The following is a 12,662-nucleotide window of genomic DNA, read 5'->3' on the forward strand; positions in this document are numbered from 1 at the left end:
AGAGACGAGGTCTCACTGATGATGGTCGAAACCAACGAACCGGACCACGGCGTCGAAGCCGCACGGCGCCGCTGGCTGCAACGCGGGCTCATTGCCGCCCTCGCTGCACTGACAATCGCCATGGCCATCCCGATCGCCACGGCCCCGCCTGAACTGTGCAAGTCCTACGGGACCGGACCGGTCAACAACGGCAAGGCCGTGATCGCCGCCGGGATGCGCCTCGAAATGTCCGAGGACGAGATCGTGGCCGGCCTGACCGCCGCCATGCGCGAAACGCGGATGCTCAACCTGGCCAACCCGAACGAGCCGGACTCACTGCGCGGTCCACACGACGGGATTGCCAACGGCGGTCACGGAGTAGGCATTCTGTCGCAGACACCGTCGCCGACCTGGCCTGTTGTCCAACTGATGGATCCAGCGCAGGCCGCACGAAAGTTCTTCACCGCGATCCGCGAGGAGCCGGCGCCGGAGCACCTGTCGCCGGCGCAGGTGGCGGGCAGGGTGCAGCGCTCAGCCATCCCGCAGGCCTATGAGGCCGATGAGCCGTCGGCCCGCCAGTTCTACCGCGACCACATCGACGAAGTCAGCTGCCCGGTCATCCCAATCCCGATTTCGAGGGGCGGTTCCTGGTGAGCACAATCGAGGTTTCCCGCTGCGCCGAAGCGCTGCAGCGCGCCGCGGCGTGGGCGCGGGTGTGGAGCCCGGCGGTGCTGTTTCGGTGGTGCTGGCGGCACAAGCGCATCACCGTCCTGGTCGCAGTGGGGCTGCTGCTGGTCCTGGGCGCCGCGGCGGCCTGGGCCGATCCGGGCACCGGCAGCAACAACGCCGACGGCGGAAACGTCCTCATCTCCTGGATGGGAATCAAAGACAGCGACGGTGTTCCGGTCGCGAAGTACTCGCTGACGCTCAACGAGGGCGGCTGGAACGATCCGATCTCAACGGCTTTCGCCAAGGTCTCCTCGATCAGCTACGAGATCTACCTGTGCGTCACCACGACCGCGCTGTGGTTGATCAAGTTCGTTCTGGAATTCCAGTGGCTACGCCTGTTCACCGTTCCCTTTCAGACGATCGGGCGCGGCGTCACCGAAACGATGGATCGATTCGGACTGGCCGCGACCGCGCTGGCGATCCTGGCGATCGTCGTCGTCGTCACCGCACTGTTGGGTAGGACCGCCAAAGCGTTCTCCAACATCGCCATGGGCATGCTGATGATCGGCATTGCCGCAACGATTTTCGCCAACCCACTCAGCGAACTGGTCGGCCCGGACGGCCTGCTGGCCAAGGGGCGCGACACCGGTCTGGAGATCGCCACCTCGGTGTCGGACGGGGCCATGTCCAAGCAGGGCGACGGCGCCAACGTCGATGCCATGGTGGCGCGCTTGGCTGACCGATTCCTGCGTTCACCCACTCAGATGATCAACTTCGGTCAGGTCAGCGACTCGGTGAGCCGCAAATGCCGAGAGGCTTGGTCTAAAGGCATCAAGAACGAGCACGGCGACAAGCTCAAAGACGACATCAAAGGGTGCGACACCGTCAAAGGCGCCCAGATGCACCAGAAGTCGATGGGCAACCCCGCCGCCATCCTCGTACCTCTGAACATCTGCGGGATGCTGGCACTGTTCCTGGTGGCGTTCGCCTGCTACTTCGTATGGCACGTCGTCAAGGCCGCGGTCCAGGCGATGCTCTTCGCTTCCCTGGCGCCGCCGGCGTTCGCGATCGGCGTCATCCCCGGCGGCCCACAGATGTTCGCCTGGAAGACCATCCTCGACTGCGCCATGGCCTATGCGGCGATGGTCATCTACACCGCAGCGTTCGGCGCCTACAACGTCATCCTCGACCAGGTCTTTAAAGATTCACACAACGCCGTCCAGTCGCTGTTCATGACCGCACTGGTCCTCGCTTTCGGGTTCGCCGTGTTCGGGCCGCTGCGACGGATGTTCGACCGACAGCGCGACACCATGGCCGCCAAGCTGTCCGGCGGCGGCTCGGCCGGGCGCTCCGGACACGGAATGCTGCACAAGTTCGCCGACTTCTCCAGGGCGAAAAGTGAGATAGGCGAACAGTTCGGGTGGAACCAGGGCGGTCGTGGCGGTAAGGGCCGCGGCCCGAGCAGCGTCGACAGCGAATCGGAAACCTCGAGCGCCTCCGGTGGCGACGACAACGGTGGCGGCGGCGGAGACGGCGGTCCGTCCGGGGCGAGCTCGGTCGGCGACGCCGGTAACGGTGCTCCGACCGGCAGCAGTGCCGGACATGGCTCCAGCGCCGGTGATTTCGACAGCGACGCCGACACCAGCGGCAGCAGGGGCGGCGGCCGACACAGCACCCCGGCCCAAGAACCGGCCTATGCCAGCGCAGACAGCAGCCGCTCCAAGGACACGCTGGCCACTGCGATGCGCATCTACCGCGCCAGCCGCGGCGATGTCAGCGGGGCGGCCACCGATGGAGCAAGCAGCCGGTACGCACTGTCTGAGGCAGCCTGATGGGCTGGGTGACCGCCGCGCGCCTGCTGTGGGCGCACCGCCGCAAGCTCTACGCGCTCGTGGCGATGCTGGCCCCGTTCGCGCTGACGATGATGCTGCTGGCGTTCCTCGTCCTCAGCGGTGGCGGCGGCACCACCCAAACCCAAGAAACCGCGCTGACCACGCCGCAGTGCAGCCAGCAGATGGAAGCCCAAGGCATCGGCGACAAGGGCGTGCGGTTCGGGCCCGGTCCGATCGCCAACGGCAAAGCAGTCATCGCCACCGGTCTGCAGATGCGGATCCCCGAAAAGGGAATCATCGTCGCCCTGGCCACCGCCATGCAGGAATCCAGCCTGCGCAACCTGGCCAACCCGAATGTGCCCGAGTCCCTACGCATCCCGAACGAAGGCATGGGGCACGACCACAAGTCGGTCGGCATCATGCAGCAGCAGCCCTGGTGGGGCACCATCCGCGAGCTGATGACCCCCGGTGTGGCGGCCCGCAAGTTCTACGAGGCACTGCTCAAGGTCGGCGGCTGGCAGCAGATGGCCCCGACCGTGGCTGCACAGTCCGTGCAGCGCTCGGCGTTCCCCGACGCCTACGCCGATGACGTGCCGGCGGCGACGCTGTTCTACCGCCAGCACCTCAACGCGGTCCTGGGTGCACTTGGCCCCGGCGCAGCCAAACCCGAGTCGATGGCCAATCACGAGACCGAAAACCTCTGCGCTGCTTCGCGCCCGCGCGCGTCACGATCGGTCTACCAGCTGTCCAAACTGCCCCCCGGGAAAGCCTCCGAGAAGGGGTTGCAGCGCTACACCATCGTGACCAACCGAGCCGTGTCAGCTGCGTTCCCGCAAATCCAGAGCATCGGCGGTGTCCGCCCCGACTCGCTGAAGTGGCACCCCCAGGGCCTGGCCCTCGATGTCATGATCCCGAACTTTCTCAGCCCCCAAGGCATCGCACTGGGCAACGGCGTCCTCAAGTTCTTGCTCACCAACGCCAAGACGCTCGGCGTCGACCACGCCATCTGGCGCCAACACATCTACTACCCCGACGGCACCTCCGAACTCATGGACGACCGCGGCGGCCTGACCGCCAACCACTTCGACCACGTGCACGTCGCCACCAAAGGCGGTGGCTACCCGTGACCTTCATCCGATCACCGCGCCGCCCCCTCTACGAAAGGACCGCCCCAATGACCATCACAGAACCCCAGATCGCAGACAACACCGAGGGGCGTTCCTGATGCGGGCGCGGTTGGCGCAGCTGCTGTGGCGGTGGCGGCAGATCCCGGGGCGCACCCGGCTGGGCATGCTGGTAGCGGCCGTGGCGATCGCCGGCCTGGCCTGGCAGCACTACACCACCCAAGCCCCCGTGGCAGGTGATCAGCACAGCGTCGCCGAATCCAGCGACGATGCCCTCGCTGGCCACGACCACGCCGGCCACGACCACGGCGACGACGGGCACGCGCACGGCGAGTACCAGCCCGACCCGGCGACCATGGCGCCGCCTCCGGACTACTCCCCCGAAGCTGCCCGCATCACCGTCGAACGGTTCGCGTCGAACTTCGCTTCCCCCAACGGAAACCATGACGACTGGCTGACCCGCATCGGGGAGGATGTCATGCCCGAGCTGCTCGACCAGTACCGGCTCACCGATGTACGAAACATCCCGCAGACCGTGGTCACCCAGGTCAACGGGCCGATGGCCAGCAACCCCGCCGCCCCGACGTTCGAGGTGGGTTTCGGGCCGAGTGGCGACGCATCAACGGGGTTCGGCGACGGTGGCCGTCTCGAAGTGACCTTGGAGATGGACCTGACCGGGTGGAAGGTCAGCAGCGTCATTCCTGTGGGAACATCCACGGCCGCCGAGCCGGCAACACCCGCCATCCCGGAATCCGCAGTCCCGGCAGACCCGGTCAGTGAGGTCGGCTGACCGATGGAACCGATGGAGTGGGCGGCGATCGCACGCATGGTGTGGGGCCAGCGGCGCAAGCTGCTGGCCGCCGTTGCGCTGCTGGCGCCGTTCGCTCTGACCATGCTGCTGGTCGTCTTCGTGCTGCTGGCCGGCGGCGGCGCCTCATCGCCGGCCGCGACGGTGATGACACCGCAATGCAAGCAGCAACTGCAGTCGCAAGGCATCAGCAGCGACACCGGAAAGTCATTCGGGCCCGGACCGATCAACAACGGCAAGGCCGTCATCGCGACCGGTCTGCAGATGAAGATCCCCGAAAAGGGGATCATCGTCGCGCTGGCCACCGGGCTGCAGGAATCCGGGCTGCGCAACCTGGCCAACCCGAAAGTCCCTGAATCCGAGCAGTATCCGCACGAGGGCGACGGCCACGACCACCTCTCGGTCGGCATCATGCAGCAGCAGCCGTGGTGGGGCACCATCCGCGAGCTGATGACCCCCGGTGTGGCAGCACAAAAGTTCTACCTCGCCTTACTCAAGGTGGGTGGCTGGCAGAACATGGCCCCCACGGTGGCGGCCCAGTCCGTGCAGCGCTCGGCGTTCCCCGACGCCTACGCCGACGACGTCTCGGCCGCGACCCTGTTCTACCGCCAGCACCTGCACGAGGTGCAGGCATCCTCCGGTCAGCCTGCCCCACCATCGGAAGGCCAGGATCCCGCCGGCCGCGACGTCTGCGGTGCGGTCGAAAGCCCCGACAGCGATCCAGTCAAGCCCGGCACCCCGGCCGGTGTGGCCGCGGTGAAGTTCGCCGAAGCCCAAATCGGCCTTCCCTACGTCTGGGGCGGCGGCACACTCAACGGGCCGAGTGGCGGCGGCTTCGACTGCTCCGGGCTCGTGCTCTACTCCATCTTCCAAGCATCCGGACACCGGATCGCACTGCCACACCTGACTTTCGACATGGTGCGCTACGGGCGCGCAGTGCCGCGGTACGCAGTCGCGCCAGGGGATCTGGTGTTCCTCAACCCTGAACCGAACCCGTCCACCGGGATCACTGGTCCCGGTCACGTGGCCATGGTGGTCAACCCCACCACCATCGTCGAAGCCAGCACCTTTGGCGTCCCGGTGAAGCTGTCGCCTTTCCCAACCCACTTCGTCGTCATCAAACGAGTCCTGTGATGGAAGGAAACCCTGTCATGTCCGAACTCTCGAAACAGGGCGAGCTGGTCTTCAACGCCATATCCACGGTGGTCGGGATCGCCGGGGCGGTGTTACTGGGTGCAGCCGCCGTGGTGGCCGTGACTGCCTGGGCGCTCACCGTGTACCGCAACCGTCGCAAGTCGAAAGCCCCCACGGTTCAACCTGTGCCGACACGTCAACGGCGTTTCGGCACAGCTGAGGTCGTGAGATTGCTCGCTGCTACTGGGTTCGGGCTCCTCACGGCGTGGTCGATGACTTTCGTCGTCGACGACCTTCGCTATATCCCGCCCGCGCCCATCTGGGAGGTGCACTGATGGACGGGCTGAGCTTCATGCGATCACGGCGAGCGCGCATAGCGGCGGGTGCTGTGGTGGCCGCGGTGGCCATCGTCGGCTTGGCATGGCACCACCACCGCGAGGCGACAGTCGGCCAGGCGCAGCCATCGAACCCGGCTGTGAACGCACCAGCTTCGACAACGCCGGACCCAGCCGATCTCGGTGACATCAGTGCGGGGCAGCTCGTGCCCCCGACGGTCAACGTGGATGCGAGCGCGGTGGCAGACGCCCGCACGGTCGTGACCCGATTCGCGACGAATTTCGGTTCCCCCAATGGAAATCGGGACGACTGGCTGGCCCGTATCACCCCCGATATATCAGCCCAGCTCGTTGAGCAGTACCGGCTGACTGACATCCGCAACGTCACCCAGGCCGCGGTGAGCGCGGTGGACGGTCCGGTCCATCAGGGGCCGGCCAGCGTGACCTTCGACGTCACCTACGACGACCAGTCGCGGATCGAGATCCGCATGGAGACCGGACAGCAGGGCTGGAAAGCAGTCGACGTGCTGCCCCTGAGCTCCTACGGCCTACCCGCCACATCCGGTGAGGCAATTGGACAGTCACCTGCGGATGCAGGTCCGACCAGTGCAGAGGAGACGCCATGATCGCCCCGGCAAGCAAAGGCCCCGCCGGCAAGATCGGATCCGGCAAAGCCGACCCGGACAACCGTCCCCGCTCGTTCGGCACCACCGCCACCGAACTCAACAAGCCCTACACGCCCGGGGAGAGCCCGGCAGAGCAGAAAGAGTCTGCCGAAACCTGGCGCTGGATCGCGCTGGCCGGCATCGGTGTGATCGCACTGCTTGCCTACACGCGAGGCTGGCCCCTGCTGCAGCAGCTGCTGTATCGCCCGTCGCCGGCGCGTGACTACCTGCTGCCGTCCTCAGAGCACCCGCTGTACGTGATCGCCGGGGTTGGCGTCGGATGGTTCTGGCTGTTGTTCATCGCCACGCCGGCGGCCGCGGCGCTGCTGGCCGCACTGTGGCTGGCAATGCAGGCCGCATCGAATCACCGGGCACGATCCGGGCACGCAGGCCACCTGCGACCCGGCCAGCCTTGGCCCGGTGAGCAGTATCCAGCCGTGCCGTTGATCCTGACCGCGGCCGCCGTTCTGCTCGTCGTCAGTGGAGTGCTGCTGCGCTGGGCCGGCCCGGCCGCCACTGTGCTGGCCGGACGACTGCTGCTGGTCGCTGTGTTCGGCGTGATGCTGTTCGGGTTCGTGCAATTCGCACGGTGGGCCTACGCCCGCGCCGGTATCACCAATCAAATCAACAAGATCACGTTCCTGGCGTCACCGGCGTTGGGTTGGCCGGACCCCCGCGCCGGCCGAGTGAAGGTGTTGCACTGCGCCTACCCGCGCGGTGAGAAAGCGTTCCCGAAAGTAGTGCAGTTCCTCTACAGCCAGCATCCTCGGGCGGTCGGTGAAGAAATGCTTACCGAACTGTCTGCGGTGCTGCACGAGATCACCGGCCGCACCTACCAGTTCGACCACGACATGATGGCGCGATCCCTGCGGGCAACGGAGATGCTGTTTGTTGAGCAAGACCCGGTGGTGGACGCCCAATCGGTGCTCGCTCCGCTGGTCGCATCCTGGTTCGATGCCTCGGCACACATCGTGTCGGTGGTGATGGGTAAGCCGGTCGTCGACGAGGACGGCGACGGCTTGGAAGACGTCGACATCGACGAGGAGTTGGCGCAGCGCTCGGCGGTGACCGGCAACGACGCGATCGCCGCCCAGGTCCGCGAGTTCACGATCGGCTTCGTCTACAACCTTCGGGTCAGCTCGGCCTATCGCCGCGGGGTGATCGAAGGCATGGTGTGTGACGCACTTGGCGGGTCGTGGGAGGCCGAATGGTCGATGGCCTCGCGGCGAGTGCGGTTCGTCCGGAGTCCGGGCCTGCCGACGATGGTCGATCCCCCGCTGGAGTTCCCGAACGTCACCCGTGCGGCCATCCGGTCTCTCTACCAGAAGACCAACATTCCGTTCGGTATCGATGCCTACGGCAACATCATGGAGTGGGATTTCCGGGCGTCGCCGCACTTCCTGATCGCCGGGGCCACCTCCACCGGTAAAACGTCTCTGTTGATGACGGTGGCCACGCAGTGCGCACGGCGCGGCATCAACGTGGTGTGGATCGATCCGAAGGGCTTCGACTCGCCCGGTATGCGGAACTGGCCGAACGTATCGCTGGTGACAGCTGGTACCGATGAGGACGGTCTGGTCGGGCACACCGCGGCGTTGCGGTTCATCGCCGACACGATGCGTGACCGGTTGTCGCAGGTGAAGATCAATCCCAACAAAGCTGATGATTTCGATCCGATCGTCGTCATTACCGATGAGTTCTCCAACCTTGTGGTGGCTTTGGCGGAGTTCTACAAGACCTACCGCACCACCAAGGAACGCGGTGAGCCACCGACGAGCACCGACGTCGGAATCCTGTTGCGCACCGCGCGTGCGGTCGGCATCCATATGGCGATCGGAATCCAGCGTCCCGACACCATGTACGTCGCTGGTGAGGCGCGAGACAACACCGCGTTGCGGGTGGCAATGGGTCGGTTGCGCTCGAAAGACGCGGCAATCATGATGTTCAACGACGCGGTGGCCGGCACCCGGCTGCAACCGGGGATCAAAGGCCGCGGCACCGTGCAGCTTCCTGACGGCACTTTCCGCGAAATGCAGGCGTTCTACACCCCGAAAGTGCCGGCCACTGCCGAGCAAGAGGCAGCCCTTTCCGATCACGAACGGTCGATCCTCGACGAGCTGCGCAACGTCGACAGTTTCTGGCCGCGTCGTGTCATCGACTCGGCCCTTCGTAACTACGACCCCGACGATGAAGCAGGACAAGACGACGACGCGAAAATCTCGTTCAAGAAGATCCGCGATTCGGCGATTGTGCTCGCTTCGGCCCGCCCCGATTTGGACCCGCTCAGCGATCGTTATGTGCGGCCGTTGCCACCGGAACGTCGACCCACAATGGACGACGATCACAGCGAACCTGACCCCGCAGAAGTGGCCGCGGCGTGGCGCCCACTCGGACTGGCCGACGGTCCGCGAACGTCCGATGGTGATGCGGTGCCGTCGACGTTCGCCGGTCCCGTGGACGGGTTCGATGACGAGTACATGCCCGACGCCGAAGAGGAGTACGGACCGGCCGTGGCGGTCACCGCGAACGAACTGCGGCGCGGTGACCTGGTGGACCTTTCCGTTGACGGTGTCCAGGACTGGCGTTACGTTCACGCTGAGCCTTACCTCAGCGACGACGCCGAAGGTTCGGACCGCCTTGTGATCCCGTACCGGGATCTCGAAGACGGTGGCAACGTGGCCGATATCGACGTCGATCCGCATGAAGTAATGCAGGCTCGCCAACTGCATATGAACTGATGACAAGGAGCGTCATGGCCCCCAGGAAAAAGACCGGTCGGTCCGCAGCGGAAGCCGCCTACGCAGCCCTGCTCAAAGAGAACACCACCCTTGTCGGTGATGTCGGTGAGGCATGGGACGCCCTCGACAGTGCACTCAAACAGGCCGTGGAATTGCAGAAGAATTTCGAGGATGCACGCGCGGCGGCAGTCAAGGCCGGAGCGGTCACCAATGACCAACTCGACCAGATGGGCTACAAGAAGACCCCGAAAATCCCGGCGCTGCCATCACGGCCAAGCGAAGAGACCGCCAAGGCCGCGCCGAAGACAGCCGCGTCAGCCACCGCCGACGCGGCCGGCGGCGAACAGAGCAACGGCGCCGGACCCGCACCGCAACTGGCGTCGGTAGGCGCCCCTGGTGGAGAGGACCACTGATGATCCCGATCGAAGCGCTCGCCGAGCAATCCCAGCAGCAGCACCTGCGGTACCACCAGCTCTATGGCGCCAACCCGGTGCGCGGCGACGGTCTGCGCGAGGTCGCCAGGCGCAGCCGTGAGGTGGGCCGACAAGCACGCGAGATCCGCCAACGGGTGCTCGACCTGAACTTCTCTACGGAGGTGACCGGATGAGTAACGGCCCATTCGCCCAGACCACACGGCTCGACCACCTGCCATTGGACGGATTCGGTGGTGGCGCCGATGCGGGCGCTGACGCCGCCGACGCCAGCGCCGATGTCAATGTCAACGGCGCCAACGACGTGGCCAGCAACTCAGAAGCAGAAGCTGCGGAGATCGCCGCCGTCCCGGACCCCCAGTCGCCGGCCGGCCAAGCGGCGATCCTGGCGATCATCGAAAAATATCAGGGCAAAAGCGCTGGCACAGTGGAAGGTTCAGCGGCCACCGAGCAGGCCAACGGCACCCAGGCTGCCGAAGGCAAGAGCAGCGACAGTGACGACAAAAGCCACGACGACCACGATGACAGCAAGGACAGCAGCGGCGACGGCATGGGAGGTGGCGGCAGCAGCCTGATGGACGTGCTCAGCTCCCTGCTGGGCAGCGGCGGGTCGAGCATGCAGGGCATGAATCCGTTTGGGCAGCAAGGTATGCCGATGGGTCAAGGCATGGGCGGCAGCCCGTTCGGTGATCCCTACGGCCAGCAGGCCGGCGCGACGCCGGCGGCCAACCCCTTCGCCGACCCGTTTGCCGGATCCTCCGCCGGCGGCGTACCGGCCACTCAGGCCGCCGCCTACAACCCCTCGGCGGATCCGTTCGCCTCCACCCCGTCCAGCGGAACGGGCACCGTCACCACCGCCGACAACACCACCTCAGCAGATCCGTTCGCCGCCGCCAGCACCGACGACACCAACGGCAACGACGACGGCAAGTCCGGCGACGAAACCGACGGCGGCAACGGCGAAAACGGGGGCAGCGGAGCGAGTGCCTCGGCCGCGGCCGCCGGCGGCGGCATGGACGTCGACGCATTCTCCGGTGCCGACGGCTCCGCTGTGCCCGCCGACCCGGCTGCGGCCACCTCATAGGCAGGTAACACATAGGCATGACATCAACCGTGGTCAGCAGCACACCGGTCACCTCCTGGTGGTACGGGCAAGGCGGCGCAGTCGGAGTCGTACGGCGACTGGAGGCGCTGTACACGCTGAATCCGGCCCCGGCCGCCGCCGGGCTGGTCACTGCTCGCCGCGACGAGCTCACCGTCACCTTCATCGACACGCTTCGGGTGCCACTCCCGCAGCCATGGCACCCGGCTGATTCGGGCTCGGAAGCCCGAATCAGTTGGGATGCCGTAGATCCCGGGACCGAACCGGACCCACAGCACCCGGTCTACCTGGTGGTGTTCGGCACCACCGACGACGGCGGACTCGTGGCGATGAACCTGACCGCGTTCTCCCGGATCCGCATCGACGGTGAACGCACCACCACAACCGGGCTGGTCAGCCGTTGGGTACTGGAACTGCTGGCGACACACCCAGCCATCACCGTCGGGGTGACCGCCGATGTCTGGAGCGGCCCATTGACCAGCCGAGTTCAGCCGGTCAGCGTCGGCCACGTGCCGGCCGTTGACGTACTGATCTGCGGGCCCGACCTGAGTTACACCGACCGCGCACAGATCGTGTCCAACTCCACCAGCCGGATCATGGTCGACCTCGGTAAGGACGCGGCCGTGGACACGAAATGGACGATCAGCTGCGGCCCAGACCAGGTCGGGCAGATCAGCAACGGTCAATCTCGGGCGATGACCGCGACCCTGATCGACACCGTGGGCCGCAGCGATCTGCTCGCCAGCTCTCCGACCACGCCCGCCTCAGCCCGCCCGCCGGCGCCGGCGGACGACCCCGACTCTGCCGACGAGCCCGCCACCGATCCATCGCTGCCCGTCGCCGCGAACGACGATTGGGCCGACCTCGACGCGGCTTCCGGGGATGAAATCGACTTCTTCGCACCCCAACCCGACGCCGTATTCGACTCGAACGACGACAGCCCCGACGCATTCACTGCCGCATCGTGGCCAGAGACCGAAGACAGCCCACAGGACACCGCACCTGCCGCCGCGGTGTCCTCACCGAGTGAGATCGACACCGCCGCCGCCGATCCGGCAGTTCCGGTGACACCGGTAGCCGCGGCGGTGGCGCCCGACACTGTGGCCGCCGACGAAACCGTCCTACCCGTAGTTGCCCCGCTGTGGAATCGACTGCTGGGCCAGGTCGTTTTGTGCCCGCCCGAGCCAGGCGGACAACCCGGCCCCCGGGAGAAACGACTCAACGAACTTCTGGTGTTTCTGCAGACCAACCCATGGTCCAACAGCAGCGACATCATCGACGCCATCTACCGTGGCGCTGCCACGGCGAAGACCGTCACCCAGCAGATCTCGCCGCTGCGCACCCGCCTTGGAAACGTGCGTCCAGGCGGACCAAAAGCACTACCCCCCATGCAAGACGGCGGATACCGCCTCGACCCCGCGGTGCGCTCCGACTGGATGGAATTCGAGCGCCTACTGGAGATCGTCGTCGAAACAACCCCCACCAGCCACCTCGTCGCAGCGATGAACCTGGTCACCGGGCCACCGCTGGGCACGATCACACCCACGGACTGGCGCTGGGCAAAAGACCTGCGCGAACAATTGCGCACTCGCGTACCTAGTGCCGCCGCCGAGCTGGCACGTCGCCACCACGAAGCGAGAAAGTTCAGTGCCGCAGTGGAGATCGCCCGCAAAGGGCTCTGGTACGACTCGGTACGTCAGGACTTGTGGCAGGTCGCCATGCAGGCCGCGCTCGACGGACATGACGACGAAACATTCAAAGAACTGCGCAGGCAGTACTTCAGCGCTGTGGCCGATCCCGACCGGGATCCGGCGGTACTCGTTCTGACCAAATGAGGCAGGTAGC

At 66.0% G+C, this 12,662-nt stretch carries 12 protein-coding genes; all 12 read left to right on the forward strand.

Annotation, left to right across the window (positions count from 1 at the left end):
- The first annotated feature begins 18 nt into the window (after positions 1–18).
- The 12 genes from AB0876_RS31925 (at position 19) to AB0876_RS31980 (ending at position 12,652) form a co-directional block, all read left to right on the forward strand.
- Positions 19–633: a hypothetical protein gene (locus tag AB0876_RS31925; RefSeq protein ID WP_526043953.1), complete on the forward strand. Its 615-nt coding sequence runs from the start codon at positions 19–21 to the stop codon at positions 631–633.
- Complete coding sequence (locus AB0876_RS31930; RefSeq protein WP_526043954.1) at positions 630–2,480, forward strand: hypothetical protein; 1,851 nt, start codon at positions 630–632, stop codon at positions 2,478–2,480. Before AB0876_RS31925 ends, AB0876_RS31930 begins: the two co-directional genes overlap by 4 nt.
- Positions 2,480–3,607: a VldE C-terminal domain-containing protein gene (locus tag AB0876_RS31935; RefSeq protein WP_526043955.1), complete on the forward strand. Its 1,128-nt coding sequence runs from the start codon at positions 2,480–2,482 to the stop codon at positions 3,605–3,607. Before AB0876_RS31930 ends, AB0876_RS31935 begins: the two co-directional genes overlap by 1 nt.
- A 97-nt stretch (positions 3,608–3,704) precedes the next feature.
- A complete protein-coding gene (locus AB0876_RS31940; RefSeq protein ID WP_526043956.1) occupies positions 3,705–4,394 on the forward strand; it encodes a hypothetical protein in 690 nt (229 codons plus the stop codon).
- 3 nt (positions 4,395–4,397) lie between these two features.
- Positions 4,398–5,546 (forward strand): C40 family peptidase, encoded by a 1,149-nt coding sequence (locus AB0876_RS31945; RefSeq protein WP_526043957.1) that lies wholly within the window; start codon positions 4,398–4,400, stop codon positions 5,544–5,546.
- Positions 5,547–5,563: 17 nt separating this feature from the next.
- The gene (locus tag AB0876_RS31950; protein WP_526043958.1) at positions 5,564–5,881 is read left to right on the forward strand and encodes a hypothetical protein; all 318 of its coding nucleotides are present in this window, start codon (positions 5,564–5,566) and stop codon (positions 5,879–5,881) included.
- Entirely contained in the window at positions 5,881–6,507 is a 627-nt protein-coding gene (locus AB0876_RS31955) for a hypothetical protein (RefSeq protein ID WP_526043959.1), read from the forward strand. The genes AB0876_RS31950 and AB0876_RS31955 overlap by 1 nt, the downstream gene beginning before the upstream one ends.
- A complete protein-coding gene (locus AB0876_RS31960; protein WP_526043960.1) occupies positions 6,504–9,284 on the forward strand; it encodes an FtsK/SpoIIIE domain-containing protein in 2,781 nt (926 codons plus the stop codon). Before AB0876_RS31955 ends, AB0876_RS31960 begins: the two co-directional genes overlap by 4 nt.
- A 14-nt stretch (positions 9,285–9,298) precedes the next feature.
- Positions 9,299–9,697 (forward strand): hypothetical protein, encoded by a 399-nt coding sequence (locus AB0876_RS31965; protein WP_526043961.1) that lies wholly within the window; start codon positions 9,299–9,301, stop codon positions 9,695–9,697.
- Entirely contained in the window at positions 9,697–9,891 is a 195-nt protein-coding gene (locus AB0876_RS31970) for a hypothetical protein (protein WP_526043962.1), read from the forward strand. Before AB0876_RS31965 ends, AB0876_RS31970 begins: the two co-directional genes overlap by 1 nt.
- The gene (locus AB0876_RS31975; protein ID WP_526043963.1) at positions 9,888–10,799 is read left to right on the forward strand and encodes a hypothetical protein; all 912 of its coding nucleotides are present in this window, start codon (positions 9,888–9,890) and stop codon (positions 10,797–10,799) included. Before AB0876_RS31970 ends, AB0876_RS31975 begins: the two co-directional genes overlap by 4 nt.
- A 17-nt stretch (positions 10,800–10,816) precedes the next feature.
- Positions 10,817–12,652, forward strand: coding sequence for a bacterial transcriptional activator domain-containing protein (locus tag AB0876_RS31980; protein WP_526043964.1), 1,836 nt, complete (start codon positions 10,817–10,819; stop codon positions 12,650–12,652).
- Positions 12,653–12,662: the final 10 nt, after the last annotated feature.

The organism is Mycobacterium sp. NPDC049093, assembly GCF_040704635.1.
Lineage (GTDB): Bacteria > Actinomycetota > Actinomycetes > Mycobacteriales > Mycobacteriaceae > Mycobacterium.